Origin of the sequence: Nonomuraea sp. NPDC050404, from assembly GCF_040655495.1 — a bacterium.
In the GTDB taxonomy this organism is placed as follows: Bacteria; Actinomycetota; Actinomycetes; order Streptosporangiales; family Streptosporangiaceae; genus Nonomuraea.
Map to the genome: position 1 here is coordinate 107,156 of NZ_JBFAKB010000016.1, position 17,064 is coordinate 124,219.

The 17,064-nt window shown below is 71.8% G+C and carries 17 protein-coding genes and 1 tRNA gene; 12 read left to right on the top strand and 6 right to left on the bottom strand.

Going from position 1 to position 17,064, the window contains the following annotated elements:
- Nucleotides 1–2: 2 nt before the first annotated feature.
- Nucleotides 3–974: a transcriptional regulator FtrA gene (gene ftrA, locus AB0I81_RS37700; RefSeq protein WP_360667130.1), complete on the top strand. Its 972-nt coding sequence runs from the start codon at nucleotides 3–5 to the stop codon at nucleotides 972–974.
- Between the two features lie 45 nt (nucleotides 975–1,019).
- Here ftrA and AB0I81_RS37705 read toward each other — a convergent pair whose 3' ends face one another.
- Both AB0I81_RS37705 and AB0I81_RS37710 read right to left on the bottom strand, forming a co-directional pair.
- Entirely contained in the window at nucleotides 1,020–2,123 is a 1,104-nt protein-coding gene (locus tag AB0I81_RS37705; protein ID WP_360667133.1) for a methyltransferase, read from the bottom strand.
- Nucleotides 2,124–2,241: 118 nt separating this feature from the next.
- Nucleotides 2,242–2,904, bottom strand: a complete 663-nt coding sequence (locus tag AB0I81_RS37710; protein WP_360667136.1) for a TetR/AcrR family transcriptional regulator — start codon at nucleotides 2,902–2,904, stop codon at nucleotides 2,242–2,244.
- 23 nt (nucleotides 2,905–2,927) lie between these two features.
- Here AB0I81_RS37710 and AB0I81_RS37715 point away from each other — a divergent pair, with 23 nt between their 5' ends.
- From AB0I81_RS37715 to AB0I81_RS37730, 4 genes are all read left to right on the top strand, one after another.
- Nucleotides 2,928–4,250, top strand: coding sequence for an MFS transporter (locus AB0I81_RS37715; RefSeq protein ID WP_360667139.1), 1,323 nt, complete (start codon nucleotides 2,928–2,930; stop codon nucleotides 4,248–4,250).
- Nucleotides 4,247–4,666 (top strand): hemerythrin domain-containing protein, encoded by a 420-nt coding sequence (locus AB0I81_RS37720; protein ID WP_360667142.1) that lies wholly within the window; start codon nucleotides 4,247–4,249, stop codon nucleotides 4,664–4,666. Before AB0I81_RS37715 ends, AB0I81_RS37720 begins: the two co-directional genes overlap by 4 nt.
- Before the next feature lie 102 nt (nucleotides 4,667–4,768).
- Nucleotides 4,769–4,841, top strand: a tRNA-Ala gene (locus AB0I81_RS37725).
- 365 nt (nucleotides 4,842–5,206) lie between these two features.
- Complete coding sequence (locus tag AB0I81_RS37730; RefSeq protein WP_360667145.1) at nucleotides 5,207–6,103, top strand: MarR family winged helix-turn-helix transcriptional regulator; 897 nt, start codon at nucleotides 5,207–5,209, stop codon at nucleotides 6,101–6,103.
- Between the two features lie 3 nt (nucleotides 6,104–6,106).
- Here AB0I81_RS37730 and AB0I81_RS37735 read toward each other — a convergent pair whose 3' ends face one another.
- Together AB0I81_RS37735 and AB0I81_RS37740 are read right to left on the bottom strand one after the other, a co-directional pair.
- Complete coding sequence (locus AB0I81_RS37735; RefSeq protein ID WP_360667148.1) at nucleotides 6,107–6,940, bottom strand: SAM-dependent methyltransferase; 834 nt, start codon at nucleotides 6,938–6,940, stop codon at nucleotides 6,107–6,109.
- 46 nt (nucleotides 6,941–6,986) lie between these two features.
- The gene (locus AB0I81_RS37740) at nucleotides 6,987–7,937 is read right to left on the bottom strand and encodes a helix-turn-helix domain-containing protein (protein ID WP_360667151.1); all 951 of its coding nucleotides are present in this window, start codon (nucleotides 7,935–7,937) and stop codon (nucleotides 6,987–6,989) included.
- A gap of 71 nt (nucleotides 7,938–8,008) precedes the next feature.
- Between AB0I81_RS37740 and AB0I81_RS37745 the strand changes: the two genes are divergently transcribed.
- Both AB0I81_RS37745 and AB0I81_RS37750 read left to right on the top strand, forming a co-directional pair.
- Complete coding sequence (locus AB0I81_RS37745; RefSeq protein ID WP_360667154.1) at nucleotides 8,009–9,274, top strand: MFS transporter; 1,266 nt, start codon at nucleotides 8,009–8,011, stop codon at nucleotides 9,272–9,274.
- The gene (locus AB0I81_RS37750) at nucleotides 9,271–9,930 is read left to right on the top strand and encodes a peptidyl-tRNA hydrolase (RefSeq protein ID WP_360667157.1); all 660 of its coding nucleotides are present in this window, start codon (nucleotides 9,271–9,273) and stop codon (nucleotides 9,928–9,930) included. The genes AB0I81_RS37745 and AB0I81_RS37750 overlap by 4 nt, the downstream gene beginning before the upstream one ends.
- Before the next feature lie 60 nt (nucleotides 9,931–9,990).
- On the opposite strand, the gene AB0I81_RS37755 is transcribed toward AB0I81_RS37750, so the two are convergent.
- A complete protein-coding gene (locus AB0I81_RS37755; RefSeq protein WP_360667160.1) occupies nucleotides 9,991–10,986 on the bottom strand; it encodes a DUF3616 domain-containing protein in 996 nt (331 codons plus the stop codon).
- Nucleotides 10,987–11,057: 71 nt separating this feature from the next.
- Between AB0I81_RS37755 and AB0I81_RS37760 the strand changes: the two genes are divergently transcribed.
- The 5 genes from AB0I81_RS37760 to AB0I81_RS37780 all read left to right on the top strand — a co-directional run bounded on the left by AB0I81_RS37760 (nucleotide 11,058) and on the right by AB0I81_RS37780 (nucleotide 16,137).
- Nucleotides 11,058–11,876, top strand: coding sequence for a hypothetical protein (locus AB0I81_RS37760; RefSeq protein ID WP_360667163.1), 819 nt, complete (start codon nucleotides 11,058–11,060; stop codon nucleotides 11,874–11,876).
- A gap of 37 nt (nucleotides 11,877–11,913) precedes the next feature.
- On the top strand, nucleotides 11,914–13,908 hold the full coding sequence (gene ftsH / locus AB0I81_RS37765) for an ATP-dependent zinc metalloprotease FtsH (RefSeq protein ID WP_360667166.1): 1,995 nt from the start codon (nucleotides 11,914–11,916) through the stop codon (nucleotides 13,906–13,908).
- A 67-nt stretch (nucleotides 13,909–13,975) separates the two neighbouring features.
- Nucleotides 13,976–14,683, top strand: coding sequence for a DUF937 domain-containing protein (locus tag AB0I81_RS37770; protein ID WP_360667169.1), 708 nt, complete (start codon nucleotides 13,976–13,978; stop codon nucleotides 14,681–14,683).
- Between the two features lie 10 nt (nucleotides 14,684–14,693).
- A complete protein-coding gene (locus AB0I81_RS37775) occupies nucleotides 14,694–15,281 on the top strand; it encodes a nucleoside triphosphate pyrophosphatase (RefSeq protein WP_360667172.1) in 588 nt (195 codons plus the stop codon).
- A gap of 10 nt (nucleotides 15,282–15,291) precedes the next feature.
- Nucleotides 15,292–16,137 carry an EI24 domain-containing protein gene (locus AB0I81_RS37780; protein ID WP_360667175.1) on the top strand — a complete coding sequence of 282 codons (846 nt, stop codon included), beginning with the start codon at nucleotides 15,292–15,294 and terminating at the stop codon, nucleotides 16,135–16,137.
- Between the two features lie 116 nt (nucleotides 16,138–16,253).
- Here AB0I81_RS37780 and AB0I81_RS37785 read toward each other — a convergent pair whose 3' ends face one another.
- The gene (locus tag AB0I81_RS37785; protein WP_360667177.1) at nucleotides 16,254–16,580 is read right to left on the bottom strand and encodes a DUF4260 family protein; all 327 of its coding nucleotides are present in this window, start codon (nucleotides 16,578–16,580) and stop codon (nucleotides 16,254–16,256) included.
- Nucleotides 16,581–17,064: the final 484 nt, after the last annotated feature.

A 17,064-nucleotide genomic window follows, 5' to 3' on the forward strand; every position in this document is an offset into this window, starting at 1 on the left:
GAATGCCGCTGCCTTCTCCCGCCCGGCCGCACCGCGTGGCCGCGCTCGCCTTCGACGGCATGGCGCCGTTCGAGCTCGGCTGCGTCGTGGAACTGTTCGGGCTGCCCCGCCCCGAGCTGGATCTCCTCTGGTACGACCTCACCGTGTGCGCGCAGACCCGCGAGCCGCTGCGCGTGGTGGGCGGCTTCAGCATGCGGGCCGAGCACGGGCTGGAGGCGCTGACCTCGGCCGACACGGTGATCGTGCCCGGCGTCTCCGACGTCGGAGGCCCCGTCCCCGAACCGCTGGTCACCGCCCTGCGCGTGGCGCACGCGCGCGGCGCGCGCATGGTCTCCATCTGCTCGGGCGCGTTCGCGCTGGCGGCGGCCGGGCTGCTGGACGGCCGCCCGGCGACCACCCACTGGCGCTACGCCGCCCTGCTCCAGGAACGTTTCCCCGCCGTCCTGGTCAACCCCTCGGTCCTGTACGTGGACGACGGCGACGTGCTGACCAGCGCCGGCAGCGCCGCGGGCCTGGACCTGCTGATCCACCTCGTACGCCGCGACCACGGCCCGAACGTGGCCAACACCGTGGCCCGCCGCCTGGTCGTCCCGCCGCACCGGGAGGGCGGGCAGGCCCAGTTCATCCAGGCCGCGGTCACTCCCGTGCGCGACGACGACGCGGTGGCCAGGGCGATGGCGTGGGCCCTTGAGCATCTGGCGGAACCGATCTCGGTGCCCGGCCTGGCCGGGGTGGCGCACATGTCGGAGCGCACGTTCATCCGGCGCTTCAGGCAGCAGACCGGCACCAGCCCGCTGCGCTGGGTGATCTCCCAGCGGGTGGCGGCCAGCCTGCCGATGCTGGAGTCGACGGCCGCGCCGGTGGAGGAGATCGGGGCGGCGGTCGGGTTCGAGAGCCCGGTGACCTTCCGGCACCACTTCACCCGCGCGATGCGCACCTCACCGTCGGCCTACCGCAAGGCCTTCAGCGCCTGATCGTGAGCCGGACATCCACCTCGGGGGCGAGCAGCCATGGACACGTCACCTCGGGGGCGCGCGCCTGAGGGTGAGCCGCCAGAGGGACGTCACCTCGGCGGCCCGTGCCGCGTGCAGGGGGTCGTCGGCGTCGCCCGTGCGGCGGTGCCGGGGCACGACGTCCAGGCGGCCGGCCACGCGCAGGCCCGCCCGCTCGAACTCCGCCAGCAACTCGGCCCTGGTGCGCAGGCCGAGATGCTCGGCCAGGTCGGACAGGACGAGCCAGCCTTCCCCCGCCGGCTCCAGATGATTGCCAAGGCCGCCCAGGAACCCGCGTAGCATCCGCCCGCCCGGGTCGTAGACGGCGTGGTCGAGGGACGAGGCCGGCTTGGCGGGCAACCACGGCGGATTGCACACGATCAGCGACGCGCGGCCCGGCGGGAACAGATCGGCCCGCACGACCTCCACCCGGCCGTCCAGGCCAAGGCGGGCGACGTTGTCGCGGGCGCAAGCGACGGCCCGCTCGTCGAGGTCGGTGGCCACGACGCGCCGCACGCCGCGCCCGGCCAGCACGGCCGCCAGCACGCCGGTGCCCGTGCCGACGTCGAAGGCCAGCCGGTCGCCCGGCAGCGGCGCCTCGGCCACCAGGTCGATGTACTCGCTCCTGGTCGGGGAGAACACGCCGTGGTGCGGATGGATGCGCGCGCCGAGCGCGGGGACGTGCACGCCCTTCTTACGCCACTCGTGGGCGCCGATCAGCCCGAGCAGTTCGCGCAGCGGGCCGACCGCGGGCCCGGTGGCGGGGCCGTACACCTCGGCGCAGGCCGCCCGCACGTCGGGCGCCCTGCGCAGCGGCACGACGTGGCCCTCCGCGTAGGGGATGAGCAACATGCCGAGCGTGTGGGCGCGCTGGGCCTGGGCCTGGCGGTGGCGGTGGAAACCGCTGCCGGGCTCGGCCGGTTTGCAGCGGCGGCCCATGGCCGTCAGCAGCCTGCGGGCGTCGTGGTAGTCGCCGAGCCACAGCAGCGCGGTGCCCTCGCAGGCCAGGCGGTAGGCGGTGGCGGCGTTCACACGTTCGTCGGCGACGATGACGCGCGCCGGGGATGGCGCGCCCAGCGCCGAACGCCAGACGGCCGACCGTTCCTGCCCCGCCTCGGTCCACCGGATCATCCACCCGACCGTTTCACGTACGCCACCACCGGGCCACCGGTTTTTCCTACGGCGTTTCCAGCGGCGTCTCCGGCGGGTTTTCCTACGGCTCCTTCAGCGGCTTCTCCGGCGGCTTCTCTTACGGCTTGTTCGGCGGGCTTTCCGGCGGCAGGAGGCCGCGCACCAGGGCTCGTACCCCCTTGGCGTAGGTGTCCCGTGCGGTCAGCTCCTCCCACCTGGGCCCCACCCCGCTCAACCGCGGGAACTCGGCGGCGTCCAGCTCGGGAAAGACACGATCCCGGTAGGTGGGCCCGCCCTCCGCGCGCCGCCCGCGCGCCGCCGCCCTGGCGGCGATCTCACCGGCCGTGTAGTGCCAGATGATCCGGTACGCGTCCACGGCATCCTCCTCGCCGAGCCCCGCCCGGATCGCGGCATCGACGATCTGCTCCGGATACCACAGCGCGCCCACCGACAGCAGGTCGTCGGCACGCAGCACGTCCACGGCCCACGGACACCCGGCCACCGCCTCGCGCATGGCCAGCGCGGCGGCCACCATCCGCTCGTACGGCTCCGAGGGCAGCTCGGGCCGGGCCAGCCCGGCGGCGTAGTCGTCGAGCAGCAGCAGGAGCAACTCCTCCTTGTCGCGCACGTGGTGGTAGAGCGCCATGGCCGTGCTGCCGACCTCCCTGGCCAGCCGGCGCATGGTCAGCCCGGCCACCCCGTCCTCCTCGATCACCTTGTTGGCGGCGGCCACGATCTCCGCCCTGGAGATCCTGGGCGGCCTGCCCGTACGCGTCGGCATGCCTGTCATGTTACTTTCTATACATGTATAAAAACTCATCGGCCGTGGCGGTGCTCGCCTTCGCGGTGGCCGTGGGGACCCTGCAGATGACGGTCGTGGTGCCGCTCCTGCCGGGGCTCGAACGGCAACTCGCCGCCCCGCCCACCACCGTCTCCTGGGCCCTGACGGCCGGGCTGCTGTCCGGCGCGGTCTCGATCCCCCTGCTGTCACGGCTCGGCGACATGTACGGCCGGCGCACGATGTCCCTGGTCGCGCTCGGCCTGCTGGTCGCCGGTTCGGCACTCGGCGCGGTGTCGGACACGCTGGCCCCGCTCATCGCCGGCCGCGTGTTGCAGGGCGCCGCCGCACCCCTGCTTCCGCTGGCCATGGGCCTGGTCAGGCAGGCCGTGCCCGCGTACCGGCTGCCGGGGGCGATCGGGGTGCTCAGCGCCACCATCGGGATCGGCAGCGGCGGCGGCATGATCCTGGCCGGTCTCCTGGACGGCGACCACCGGGCCGTGTTCTGGACCCTGACCGGGCTGGGCGTGCTGAGCTTCGCCCTGGTGGCGGCCGTGGTGCGGGAGACGCCCACACGCGCCGCCGGACGGCCCGACCTGACCGGCGCGGCGCTGGTCGCGGTGTGGCTCGTCTGCCTGCTGCTGGCGATCAGCAAGGGCGCGGCGTGGGGCTGGACCTCGCCGCCGACGCTGGGCCTGCTGGCGGCGGCGGTGATCGTGGCGGGGGTGTGGGTGGCCACCGCCCGCCGTACCGCCGCGCCGCTGATCGAGATCCCCATGCTCCTGCACCGGGGGACCGTCGGGGCCACGGTGGCGTCGTTCCTGCTCGGGTTCGCCCTGTTCGCGGCCATCACCACGGTCTCGGCGGTGGCCCAGGGCACGCTCGGAGCCTCGGTGCTGCAGGTCGGGATCTACCTGCTGCCGACCACCGTGCTGATGCTCGTGGTCTCCGTGCTGGCGGGCCCGCTGATGCGCCGCTTCACCGCCTCCGCGCTCGTGGCGGGCGGCTCGGCGCTGGTGACCGCCGCCGCGCTCTGGCTGGCGCTGTCCAGGTCCACCGACGCCGACCTGTACGGAGCCGCGACCGTGCTGGGGCTGGGCGTCGGGCTCGGGTACGCCGCGCTCGGCACGATGGCGGTCGAACACGTGGAGCCCGCCAAGACAGCGGCGGCCGGCGGGATCAACGCGCTGGTCAGGGTCATGGGCAGCAGCGTGGCCGGCGCGGTCGGAGCGGTGGTGCTGGCCGGCGGGGGCGCCGGATGGAGCTTCGGCGTCGCGGCGCTCGCCGCCCTGCTGGCCGCGCTCTTCGCCGCCGTACACGGAAACCTCTTGAGAAAGGCACCGGCATGACGGAGCAGCAGCGGCTGATCGCCTGGGGCGATGAGCTCATCAAACTGCATGACGGGTTCCGCGCGGACCTGGCGAACCTGCGGTCGGGCCGGGTGGCGCCGGCGGACCTGCGTACACACTGCCTGGCGTTCTGCGACGCCCTGCACCTGCACCACGAGGGCGAGGACAACGCGCTGTTCCCTCACCTCGGGACGGAACATCCCGAACTGGCCGGGGTCCTGGCGAGGCTGCGCGCGGAACACCAGGTGGTGGGCGGGCTGCTGGCCAGGATCCGGCGGGTCCTCGAAGGGGGCGGTGAGGAGGTCGGCGAGGAGATCGACCAGCTCGCCACGCGGCTGGAGGCCCACCTGGACTACGAGGAGGAACAGCTCGTCCCGGTCCTGAACAAGATGCTCACCCTGCCGGACGACGTCTAGGAGCCCCGCGTGGCCGCCGGGGGATTCCCGGCGGCCATGGGCCTGGCGGTCCGCGAGTGTGCTCGGGCGGTCGCAAAGTCGGATAGACTTTTACCGGCACGAGGGGCTATGGCGCAGTTGGTAGCGCGCCTCCATGGCATGGAGGAGGTCTGGGGTTCGAATCCCCATAGCTCCACAACACGAACGAAGGCCGCTCCCGATCATCGGGGGCGGCCTTCGGCGTTGTCAGGGCTGAAGGTGGTCAGGGCTTATGGCGTTCAGGGGCTCTTTTCCGGTTTGTGGCTGGATCTGTCACAGGTGCGGGCCGTGTCCCGTCCGATGGGCGGGACACGTGAAGGAGGCCACGATGAGAGTCCTGCTCGCCGGTGCCATCGGACGACCGCTCGTCCGCGCACTTGGCCGCGCCGGGCACCAGACCGTCGCGATCGTGCGCGCACAGGCCGGGCTGGAGGCTGTGCGCGGTCTGGGCGCAGAGGCGGGCGTACCGGTCCATCGGCGAGGGGCTGGCCGTACGGGCGGATGTCTGACTAGAGTCAGAGAATGGATGATACGGCGATCGCCAGGGTGCGCCGCTTCCAGCGGACCGTGACGCAGCGCATCGGCGCGCTCAACGACGCTTTCATGGGCCGGGACCGGCCGCTCGGGCAGGCCCGGCTGCTCTGGGAGATCGGCGCGGAAGGCACCGAGGTGCAGGTACGTGCGCTGCGGGCCCGGCTGGGGCTGGACTCCGGCTACCTGAGCCGGTTGTTGCGCGCGCTGGAGGCCGACGGGCTGGCCGTGGTCGACGCCGGCGGGGCCGACGGCAGGGTTCGTACGGTGCGGCTCACGCAGGCCGGGATCGCCGAGCGGGAGGAGCTCGATCGCCGTTCTGACGAGGCCGCCGCCTCGATGCTCAGGCCACTCTCCGAGACCGGACGTGAACGCCTGGTGGCCGCGATGTCCGAGGTGGAGCGGCTGCTCGTCGCCTCCATGGTGGAGGTCGGCGTCTTCGACCCTGGCCACCCCGCCGCCCGGCACTGCCTCGGCGCGTACGTCGCCGAACTGGCCCGCCGTTTCGAGGGCGGCTTCGATCCGGGCCGCAGCATCCCGGCCGGCGACGACGAACTGCGACTGCCCGCCGGGATGTTGCTGATCGCGACGCTGCACGCCGAGCCGGTGGGCTGCGTGGCGCTGAAGCTGCACCCCGACTCCGGCCATGCGGAGATCAAGCGGATGTGGGCGGAATCGTCCGTACGCGGCCTCGGGCTGGGACGCCTGCTGCTCGCCGAAGCGGAGGCCCACGCCGCCGGGCACGGCCTGCGCACGCTGCGCCTGGAGACCAACCGGGCGCTCACCGAAGCCATCGCCCTGTACCGGGCCTGCGGCTACGCGGAGGTGCCCGCGTTCAACGACGAGCCCTACGCCCACCACTGGTTCGAGAAGAGACTGCCGGAATAGGCGTCACCTGCGGCCGACGCCGCCCAGAATGCCCGACCCGACCAGGTCGTACGCGTCGCCCGGTAAACCGCCCGCCGTCCAGTCGCCGACCGGCACCAGGCCGGGGCCGAGCAGTTCGAGACCGTCGAAGAAGGCGGTGATGCCGGCCAGGTCGCGCCCGGCCAGGCCGCCCGCGGCGGTGCCCGAGTAGATCTGCGACCCTTCCCGGCTCGCCTCCTCCGTGGCGTCGCCCGTGTACAGGTGGGACAGGACCAGGAAGGACCCGGGCCCCAGGCGCCCGCGGACCCGGGCGACGATCGCGGCGGCCTCGGCGTCGTCGGGGATGAAGTGCAGCACCGCCAGCATGAGCACCGCGAACGGCTGGGCCAGGTCGAGATGCCCGGTGACGCGCGGATCGCCCAGGATCGCCTCCGGGTCGCGCAGATCGCCCTCGACCGCGATGACCTCCCCGTCGGCGTTCGCGTCCCCGTCCAGCAGGGCGCGGGCGTGGGTGACCACGGAGGGGTCGCTGTCCACGTAGACGACGCGGGAGCCGGCGATGTGCCGCCTGGCCACCTGGTGCACGTTGTCCTGCGTGGGCAGCCCGGCGCCGATGTCGACGAACTGCCGGACCCCGGCCTCGGCGAGCATGCGTACCGCGCGGCTGAGGAAGAGGCGGTTGCCCAGGGCGAGTTGCCGGGCGTCGGCGCCCATGCTCAGACCCAGCTCGATCATCTTCTCGGCCGCCGCGCGGTCGGCGGGGAAGTTGTCCCGGCCGCCGAGGTAGTAGTCATACATGCGGGCGACGCTGGGCACATTCGGGTCGATCCCCGCGGGGACGCGGTCCGCCTCGGCCATCCTCCGGCCCTCCCTGTGATCTTTTGGCCGGATTGTAAGCGCCGGATCAGGTGCGGCGGAAGGTGTGGCGATAGGCCAGTGGGGACACCCCGACGGCCGCGTGCAGGTGCTGGCGCAGCGAGACCGCCGTGCCGAAGCCCGACTGCCTGGCCACCTCCTCCACGCCGAGGTCCGTCGTCTCCAGCAGGCGCCTGGCGTGCTCCACGCGCTGCCCGTTCAGCCACCTGGCCGGGCTCTGGCCGGTCTCCTCGCGAAAGCGCCTGGTGAACGTGCGCACGCTCATCCTGGCGTGCTCGGCCAGCAGGCTCAGGTCGAGCGGGGTGTCGAGGTGGGCCAGCATCCAGTCGCGGGTGGCCGCCGTGCCGCCGCCCTCGCCGTACGGGAGCGGCCGGTCGATGTACTGGGCCTGGCCGCCCTCCCGCCACGGCGGCATCACGCAGCGCCTGGCCGCCCTGTTGGCCACCTCGCTGCCGTGATCGCGCCTGACCACGTGCAGGCACAGGTCCAGGCCCGCCGCCACGCCCGCCGAGGTCAGCACGTCGCCGTCGTCCACGAACAGGACGTCCGGATCCAGCTTGACCTGCGGGAACAGGCGGGCGAAAAGATCCGCCTCGCGCCAGTGGGTGGTGGCCGGGCGGCCGTCGAGCAGGCCGGCCGCCGCCAGCACGAACGCGCCGGTGCAGATGGACATCGTCCTGGGCCGCCCCAGCAGGGCCGCGCGCAGCGTGTCGGAGATCGTGCCGTCCTTCAGCGCCCGGCCCGCGTGGATGCCGGGCACCAGGACGGTGTCGGCCGTGTCGAGCACGTCGAGGTCATAATCGGGCAGCACGCTGTAGCCCGCGCTGCACCGCACGGGCATGCGGTTCTCCGAGCAGGTCACCACCTCGTACAACTTCTCGCCCGACGGCGTCTCCGCCGCCCAGAAGACCTGACCGGGAACCCCGAGGTCGATCGTGGCGAAGTGGTTGAGCACCACGACCGCGACGCGATGTGTCATGGCCGGATTCTTGCACATATTGGCTTCCCGGCCACTCGTGCTCCCGCGTGATGATAAATCAGGATTGGCGCATGACAGTGAGCTCCTCCGCCCCTCCGCGCCGTGGGCTGCACCGGGCCTGGTACGTCGCGGCCGTCGCGTTCGTGGCCATCCTGGGCGCCGCCGGCTTCCGCGCCACCCCTGGCGTGCTGATCACGCCGCTCCAGGAGGAGTTCGGCTGGTCGACCGGCACGATCTCGCTGGCCGTCTCGGTCAACCTGGTGCTCTACGGCCTGACCGCCCCCTTCGCCGCCGCCCTCATGGACCGCTTCGGCATGCGCCGCGTGGTCGCCCTGGCCCTGCTGCTGATCGCCGTGGGCAGCGGGCTCACCGTGCTGATGACGGCGAGCTGGCAACTCCTGCTCTGCTGGGGCGTGCTGGTGGGGCTCGGCACGGGTTCGATGGCGCTGGTGTTCGCCGCGACGGTGGTGGACCGCTGGTTCGTGCGCCACCGCGGCCTGGTGACCGGCGTGCTCACCGCCGCCGGCGCCACCGGGCAGCTCATCTTCCTGCCCGTGCTCGCCCAGCTCGCCCAGGGGCCGGGGTGGCGGGTCGCCTCGCTGACCGTGGCGGGGGCGGCGCTGGCCGTGGTGCCGTTCGTGTGGTGGTTGTTGCGCGACCGTCCCGAGGACGTGGGCACGACGGCGCTCGGCGCGGAGCCGGGCGCGGTGCGGCCCGCGGCGCCCCGGGTCAACGCGGCCGTCAGGGCTCTTTCCGTGCTCTTCTCCGCGGCTCGTACGCGCCCGTTCTGGCTGCTCGTGGGCGGCTTCGCGATCTGCGGCATGAGCACTAACGGTCTCGTCGGCACCCACTTCATCCCCGCCGCCCACGACCACGGCATGGCCGAGCCCATGGCCGCGGGCCTGCTGGCGATCATCGGCATCTTCGACATCGCCGGCACGGTCGCCTCCGGCTGGCTCAGTGACAGGATCAACCCGAAGGTGCTGCTGGGCGTCTACTACGGGCTGCGCGGGCTGTCCCTGATGGTGCTGCCCGGCCTGTTCTCGGCCACCACCGAGCCCAGCATGCTGATCTTCATCATCTTCTACGGCCTGGACTGGGTGGCCACCGTGCCGCCCACGGTGGCGCTGTGCCGGCAGATCTACGGCCCCGACGGCGCCGTGGTGTTCGGCTGGGTGTTCGGCTCGCACCAGGTGGGCGCGGCCATCGCCGCCGTCGGCGCCGGCCTCACCCGCGACCACCTGGGCGCCTACGACCTGGCCTGGTACGCCGCGGGCGCCCTCTGCCTCCTGGCCGCCGGCATGTCCCTGGCCATCGGGCATGCTAGGACACGATGAACGACGAGCTGTATGTCCTGCCCCTGGTGGTCCGGATCGAGCGGGCCACCCCTCCGGAGCGCACCGACGCGCTGGAGGCGGCCGCCATGGCCGTGCTGAGCCTGCTGGACGACCCGGGCGAGTGGACCGCCGAGCTGCACGCCTGGCAGTCCACCGGGAAGATCCGCAAGGTCGTGCGCCGGGCCAGGGGCGCCGAGTGGCGCCGGGCGCTCGCGCTGCCCGGCCGGACGATCGAGCACCGCTCGGCCGAGATGCGCGTGCACCCGCCCGTGCCGCTGGACGACTGGCCGCGCGACCTGGCCCGGCTCCAGGTGTCGGGCACCGAGCTGACCGACACCGCCGTCCCCGGGCCCGCCGGGCCGCCGATCCTGTGGGCCAACCCCGCACTGGAGATGTCCGCGGGCAAGGCCATGGCCCAGGCCGGGCACGCCGCCCAGCTCGCCTGGTGGTCCAGCGACGCCGGTGAGCGGACGGCCTGGCGGGAGCGGGGCCTGGCGGTGTCCGTGCGCACGGCCGCCGACCGGGACGGCTTCGCGGCCATGGTGGCCGCTGGGCTGCCCGTGGTGCGCGACGCGGGGTTCACCGAGATCGAGCCGGGCTCGTGCACGTTCGTGGCGGACGCGCCCTGGCTGGCGGGCCGCGTCGCCAGATCGTGACGGTCGGTTCGCGTCGCCAGATCGTGACGGTCGCCAGATCTTGACGGTCGGTTCGCGTCGCTAGATCTTGAAGATGTCGGCGAGCACGCCGCCCTCCGGCGTGATCCGGTGTTCCGACGGGCTGTCGTAGACGACCATGAGCCTGCCGTCGCCGATGCAGGCCAGCCCCTCCGGATGGTCGCAGCCCACGCCGTAGGGCAGCTCCAGGACGGTCGCCAGTTCCTCCGCCTGGACGACGCTCTGCCGCTTGCCGGGCTTCCAGCGCAGCACCCGTACCGGCCCGTCGAGGTCCATGGTCGGCCCGGCGAGCAGCAGCAGCGCGTCCCCGTACGGGCACATGTCCCGCACGCCGAGCCCCTTCAGGTTCAGGAAGTGCTTGCGGTACGGCTCCCGCAACCGCAGCCGTCCCTTGCCCGCGTCCTCGATCCGCAGCTCCAGCACCACGGCCCAGCCCCGCAGCACGGGACCGCGCAGGCCCACGTACACGCGGTCCGGCGTGACCGCCAGGCCCTCGACGTCGAAGCCGTTGTCCTTGCCCGGCAGGGCCAGGAACGGTCCCAGGTGCGGATCGTCCTTGAGGTGCGTGGTGAGGCTCTGGCCGCCCGACATGATCGATCCCTTGCCGGGCAGTTCGGTGTCGGGACTGAGCGGCAGGCGGGCCAGGATGAAGCGGTTCTCCTCCCTGAGCACGGTGGCCAGCCGCTCGGCCGCCTTCTCGAAGTCCGTGGACTTGATCTTCTTGCGTTTGAGCCCGTGCGAGCCGACCATCCACAGATGGCCGTCGGCCCTGGCCAGGCCCTCGATGTCGGCCTCGTCCTCCGGCCCGGCGGGCAGGTTGACGTAGTCGGCCAGGCGGAACGTGCGCTGGGCACCGAAGTGGTCGCCCGTCCATGTGAGGTGTTCGAAGGTCGCGGTCTCATCACCGGCCACCCAGAGGCCGGTGGAGCTCTGCCGAATGGCTGAGAGGTTCGTGTGTGTTTGTGACGCTTGCGAGGCGTGGTCGAATCGCAGCTCAACCTGTTCCACCCCGCCATGATTGCACTTCGGTCGCTTCATGGGCGCGATGGCGGGATATGTCGTACGCTCCCGTCGTGCTCCATGGGGAAGATGAGATCAAGGGTTCCCGAGTGAGAACCGCCGCAAGGCACGTGATCCCTGCTTCTCCGCCCAAACGCTCCCGCATCGGCGATCTGCGCATGCGGGTGGTGTATCGGGGGCTGGCCGTGGCCGCCGCCGTCGCGGTCGCCGCCGCGACGCTGGTCGCGGTGCTCCCGTCGGAGCCGGACGAGGTAGCGGCGGGGCCGGTAACCGCGCCGCCGACCGCACCGCCCTCGTCCGGCCCCGCACCGACCCCGGTCGTCGCCCCGGGGCAGCGCGCCAGCCCGAGCCCGGGTGTCTCCCTCGCGCCCGGCTACACGGCCATGGACGCCCTGTACGCCGACCCGCGCGTCCCCCGCCTCTCCCGCGGGATCAAGCGCATGGCTATGCGCGACCCCGGCAAGCGCTATCTCAAGGACCGGCGCACGGGCCTGGCCGTGCCGAGGCTGCCCCGGCCGTGGAAGGTGTACGGAGCGGCGCCGTTCACCACCAGGCAACTGCTGCCCAAGCAGCGCGGCACCCCACTGCGCGGCGTGTTCGTCACCTGCCCACTGCCGATCATGGAGCAGAGGTCCCCGCGCGACACCGCCCTGCTGGCCGCCCGATGGACGCTCAACCACCACCCCGAGGGCTCCAGGATCACGTGGCTGGCCTCGCAGCCGGTCAAGCGCGGCTGGATGCTCGTCTACCGCGTCACCTACGGCAAGCGCACGTCACGCGCGGCAGTCCTGATCATGGACGGGGGAATGAGTAAGCCCGGACTTGCGTTCGTGTCTGTGCCGGACTCGCAGCGCGAAAAGTGGCGTGACGTCGGCCGCGTGGCCTCAGGGATGCGTGTTCTAGGCTAGAAAGATCATGTATGCGGCGATGTGGGGGAGTGACGCCGTGGAACGCTCTGGACCGCCGCAGGCTTCGGGCAAAGGCAAGGGCAAGCCGCCCTGGCGCTCCGAGGGCCTGCCCGGGACACCCGGCGGCAAGCCCAAGATCAATTGGTGGCGCTTCATCGTCACCCTGCTCGTGGTGTACGCGGGCTTCTTCGTGGTCTCGTCGTTCGTCGACAGCGAATCGGTGGAGACGATCTCGTACACCGAGTTCACCAAGCAGGTGGACGCCAAGAACGTCAAGGACATCTCCGCCCAGGGCCTGTCGGTCGAGGGCGGCCTGAGGACGGCGGCGAAGAACCCGGAGGGTGGCGAGTCGTACACGTCCTTCACCACCGAGATCCCCGCCTTCGCCAACACCGACCAGCTCGACCAGCAACTGAAGAGCGGGCAAGTCGTGATCAGCTCCTCGCCCATCACCCGCGGCTTCTTCTCCAACCTGCTGCTGTCCCTGCTGCCCGTGCTGCTGCTGGCCGGTCTGTGGATCTGGATCATGCGCCGCGGCGCCAGCATGATGGGCGGCGGCGGCCTGGGCGGGCTCGGCAAGTCCAAGTCGGCCAAACCGGTCGAGGCCGCGCAGGTGCGCGTCACGTTCGAGGACGTCGCGGGCATCGACGAGGTCGAGAACGAGCTCGTCGAGATCGTCGACTACCTCAAGGACCCCGGCAAGTACCGCAGGCTGGGCGCCAAGCTGCCCAAGGGCGTGCTGCTCGCGGGCCCTCCCGGCACCGGTAAGACGCTGCTGGCCAGGGCGGTCGCGGGCGAGGCCAAGGTGCCGTACTTCTCGGCCAGCGCCTCCGAGTTCATCGAGATGATCGTCGGCGTGGGCGCCTCGCGGGTGCGTGACCTGTTCGAGGAGGCGCGCAAGGTGGCGCCGTCGATCGTGTTCATCGACGAGATCGACGCCATCGGGCGCGCCCGCGGCGGCGCGGGCGGCATCGGCGGCCACGACGAGCGCGAGCAGACGCTCAACCAGATCCTCACCGAGATGGACGGCTTCTCCGGCGCCGAGGGCGTGATCGTCATCGGGGCCACGAACCGGCCCGAGGTCCTGGACCCGGCGCTGCTGCGTCCCGGGCGCTTCGACCGTACGGTGCAGGTGGGCCTGCCCGACGCGGCCGGCCGGGCCGCGATCCTGTCCGTGCACACGCGCGGCGTGCCGCTGGACGACGCGGTCAGCGCCGAGCAACTCGCCAAGACCACCCCCGGCATGACCGGCGCCGACCTGGCCAACCTGGTCAACGAGGCCGCCCTGCTGGCCGCCAAGCGCGGCAAGGAGAAGGTCACGATGGCCGACTTCGCCGACGCGCTGGAGAAGCTGCAACTCGGCGCGGCCCGCAGCATCGTGATGCCGGAGGAGGAGCGCACCAGGACCGCCTTCCACGAGGCGGGCCACGCCCTGCTCGGGATGCTCCAGCCCGGCGCCGACCCGGTCAGGAAGATCTCGATCATCCCGCGCGGCCGGGCGCTCGGCGTCACGCTGTCCACCCCCGACACCGACCGTTACGCCTACGACGAGCAGTACCTGCGCGGGCGCATCACCGGCGCGCTCGGCGGCATGGCGGCCGAACAGGTCGTGTACGGCGTCATCACCACCGGCGCCGAGAACGACCTGGAGCAGGTCACCATGATCGCCCGCGGCATGGTCGGGCGGTGGGGCATGTCGGAGAAGGTCGGCCCGCTGACCATCCTGTCCAACGACGGCCAGCCGCCGCAGGCTTCGCCCGCGACGCTGGCCACGGTGGATGAGGAGGCGCGGCGGATCGTGGACGAGTGCTACGAGCGCGCGGTACGGATCCTCAGCGACAACCGCGACAAGCTGGACGGAATCGTGGCGGCCCTGCTGGAGCAGGAGACGCTCGACGAGTTCGGCGCGTACGCCGCCGCGGGCCTGCCCAGGCCGTCCGAGGCCAAGGCGGCTCTGTCACCGGCCTCGTTGCCTGCCGGGCCGGTGGAGGACCCTGCCGGCGAGCAGCCTGTGCGTTTTTCCGAAAACTAGGACATTCCGGACGTTGCTTCGCGTCCGGCAGGGGCAGGTCTCCCGAGACAACGTATGGGGGACCGTCGTGACACTGAATGACGAGCTTCTCGCCGGACTCGGAGACCAAGGACTGGAACAGATCGCCGGCATGCTCGGCACGGACACGCTGACGGCCCGCAAGGTCGTCGAGGCCGTGTCGGGCACGATCGTCGGCGGCATGGCCCGCAACGCCGAACACCCGGACGGCGCCGACGCCCTGCGCGGGGCGCTGGACGACCACATGGACGCCGACCCCTTCAATGGCGACGTGGCCTCGCTGACCCGCGACGGCCACAGCATCCTGGGTCACGTACTGGGCGGCCAGGGCACCGAGCAGGCCGCGGCCGGGCTCTCGCAGCTCGCCGGGGTCAGCTCGGCCACCATCATGAAACTGCTGCCGCTGATCGCGCCCATGATCATGTCGCTGCTTGCCAACCGGGCGGTCAGCCGTGACCTGGACGCCGGGGCCGTGGCCGATGAGGTGAGCCGCGAGCAGTCGGCCATCCCGGGTGGGCTCGGGGAATTGCTCGGCGGGTTGCTGGGGGCCATTTTCGGAGGGCGGAGCGTGCCGCAGCAAGGGGGTCCGTACGAGCCGTACGAGCCCTATCGCACCGAGCGCGAGGTCGCGTCCGAGCCCTACGACCACGACCCGGACGCGGCATCGGAGCCTTACGGCGGCGAGGCGGGGGGTGCTTCGGGACCGCGTTGCGGCGAGCGGGAGGTCGCACCGGGGACGTCGAACCCCGACTGGTGACCGGTAGGCTATGCCGGTGATCGTCTTGGCCTCAGCTTCCCCTGCCCGCCTGGCCCTCCTGCGTACCGCGGGCCTCGACCCGAAAGTCATCGTCAGCGGGGTCGATGAGGAGGCATTCTCCGCCCACACGCCCGCGGCGCTCAGCAAGGTGCTGGCCACGGCCAAGGCGGAGGCGGTCGCGGGCGGTCTCGAAGAGGGCCTGGTCATCGGCTGCGACTCCATCCTGGAGCTTGACGGCCGCCCGTACGGCAAGCCCGCCACCCGCGAGGAGGCCGTGGAGCGCTGGCGTCTCATGCGCGGCCGCACCGGCCGTCTCGTCACCGGCCACTGCGTGATCGACGTCGCGGCCGGCCGCCAGGTGGCCGAGGTCGGTACCACCGTGATCCGCTTCGGCCAGCCGACGGATGAGGAGGTCGCCGCCTACGTCGCCACCGACGAGCCGCTCAGCCTGGCGGGGGCGTTCAGCATCGAGGGGCGCGGCGGCTGGTTCGTGGAGGGCATCGAGGGTGATCACGGCAACGTGCTGGGCATCTCGTTGCCGCTGCTGCGCGAGTTGTTCGCCGAACTCGGGTACGCGGTGACGTCGTTCTGGCGCTAGCCTGCCGGGCATGCGATCAGTGCGTGACTTCACGGCCGGAATCGGCTTCTTCCTGCAGGGATTCGGGTGGGTCGCCAAGAACACCCGGTGGTGGTTGTTCGGGCTGATCCCGGCGCTGATCGCGTTCGCCGTGTACGTGGCGGCGCTGATCTTCCTGGGTACGAACGCCCTTTCGCTGGCCGAGTTCCTGACGCCGTTCGCCGATTCGTGGGGCTGGCGCGACACCTTCCGCACGCTGGTGGGCATCGCCCTGTTCCTGGCGGCGCTGGCGCTGGCGGTGCTCACGTTCGCCGCGCTCACGCTGGCGATCGGGGAGCCGTTCTACGAGAAGTTGTCGGCGGCGGTGGATCCGTTGGCGGAGGAGGATGAGCAGCCGTGGTGGCGTACGCTGCCGCGCTCGATCCGCGACAGCCTGGTGACGCTGTTCTATGTGTTGTTGTTCACGATTCCGCTGTTCTTCCTGGGGTTCGTGCCCGGGGTCGGGCAGACGGTGGTGCCGGTGCTGGGCGCCATTGTGTCCGGATTTTTCCTGACAGTGGAGCTCACCACCCTGGCCCTGGAGCGCCGCGGGATGGCCCGCAAGCAGCGGTTCGCCCTGCTGCGGGGGAACAGGGCGAGCGCGCTGGGGTTCGGGGTGGCGGTGTTCCTGCTGTTCCTGGTCCCGTTCGTGGCCGTCATCGCCATGCCGGCGGCGGTCGCGGGCGCCGCCCTCCTCGTACGCAACCGACTGTCTCCCACACCTCAGCCTCCTGCGCCTCAGCCTCCTGCGCCTCAGCCACCCACACCTCAGCCACCCGCGCCTCAGCCTCCTGCGGCACCACGACCTGGGCACCCCGATCCGGGGACGCCGAGGTAGGCACGCCGACCTGGCTGCGGTGATCTGGGGACGCCCGGGCAGGTGTCCAGACCCGCCGACCCGGATGCGGCTGCTTGCGCGGCCCGCACCCCGCTCAGTGCCCTCTCAGTGCCTGCTCAGCGCCCGCTTCTGGGTGTGATGCCACGCCCGAGCGTCCGATCAAGGGCGATCCGGGTAAGCCAGCCAAGCCCGGCAGTGAACAGCGGCGGCCACACGATCGGCCCGAACGTGTACCCGACCAGGATCACGAGCGGAATCCACACCCGATGCACCGCCTGGTAGAGCACCCCGGGCGCCCGAACCCCGGCAAGCCGCGCCAGGTCGGCCAGCACGAAGAACCCGAGCGCGGCGGCCGTGGTGGGCAGGCCGTACTTGACGCTCTCGAAGACCGCGAACGCGGCCAGGAACAGCCCGAGCACCCCCCAGGCGATCCTCCCCGCCAAACCACCCCCTCCGGGGACAGGTTTCGACGTCTCCTCACGCGATCGTTCAGTCGCCACAGGCACAGCGTAAGACGGGACGCGCCCAGCACCAGCCGGCATCCCACACCCCGAGACGTCCTCGCACGCCGCGCCACTTATCCACAACCCCCAGCCTTCCGCCCACCCCTGTCCACAGAAGCGAACCGACCGCCACGGAGCCCCCTCCAAACCCGGCAGCCTATGGACCCATGACGACCAACGGCCCCACCAGCCACCCAACAACCCCCAACTCCCACCGCCCCACCTCCTCCTTCACCCCCACATCCAGTCCGACCGCGACGTCCAGTCCGGCTGCGGCGTCCAAGCCGACCGCGACGTCCAGTCCGACCACGACATCGAGTCCGATTGCGGCAGCGGGTCCGACTGCGGCCTCTTGTCCGACCACTGCCGCCTCAACCGAGGCCGCTTCCCCCTCCATCGCCGAGCCCTGCCTGACCCTGACCAG

Excerpts from the sequence above, each read along its gene's own strand:
- AB0I81_RS37755 (WP_360667160.1), bottom strand. The coding sequence starts at position 10,986 with ATGAAGCGACCGAAGTGCAATCATGGCGGGGTGGAACAGGTTGAGCTG.
- AB0I81_RS37720 (WP_360667142.1), top strand. The coding sequence starts at position 4,247 with ATGACGGAGCAGCAGCGGCTGATCGCCTGGGGCGATGAGCTCATCAAA.
- AB0I81_RS37775 (WP_360667172.1), top strand. The coding sequence starts at position 14,694 with ATGCCGGTGATCGTCTTGGCCTCAGCTTCCCCTGCCCGCCTGGCCCTC.
- AB0I81_RS37715 (WP_360667139.1), top strand. The coding sequence starts at position 2,928 with ATGTATAAAAACTCATCGGCCGTGGCGGTGCTCGCCTTCGCGGTGGCC.
- AB0I81_RS37745 (WP_360667154.1), top strand. The coding sequence starts at position 8,009 with ATGACAGTGAGCTCCTCCGCCCCTCCGCGCCGTGGGCTGCACCGGGCC.
- ftrA (WP_360667130.1), top strand. The coding sequence starts at position 3 with ATGCCGCTGCCTTCTCCCGCCCGGCCGCACCGCGTGGCCGCGCTCGCC.
- AB0I81_RS37730 (WP_360667145.1), top strand. The coding sequence starts at position 5,207 with ATGGATGATACGGCGATCGCCAGGGTGCGCCGCTTCCAGCGGACCGTG.
- AB0I81_RS37710 (WP_360667136.1), bottom strand. The coding sequence starts at position 2,904 with ATGCCGACGCGTACGGGCAGGCCGCCCAGGATCTCCAGGGCGGAGATC.
- AB0I81_RS37735 (WP_360667148.1), bottom strand. The coding sequence starts at position 6,940 with ATGGCCGAGGCGGACCGCGTCCCCGCGGGGATCGACCCGAATGTGCCC.
- AB0I81_RS37750 (WP_360667157.1), top strand. The coding sequence starts at position 9,271 with ATGAACGACGAGCTGTATGTCCTGCCCCTGGTGGTCCGGATCGAGCGG.
- AB0I81_RS37780 (WP_360667175.1), top strand. The coding sequence starts at position 15,292 with ATGCGATCAGTGCGTGACTTCACGGCCGGAATCGGCTTCTTCCTGCAG.
- AB0I81_RS37740 (WP_360667151.1), bottom strand. The coding sequence starts at position 7,937 with ATGACACATCGCGTCGCGGTCGTGGTGCTCAACCACTTCGCCACGATC.
- AB0I81_RS37705 (WP_360667133.1), bottom strand. The coding sequence starts at position 2,123 with ATGATCCGGTGGACCGAGGCGGGGCAGGAACGGTCGGCCGTCTGGCGT.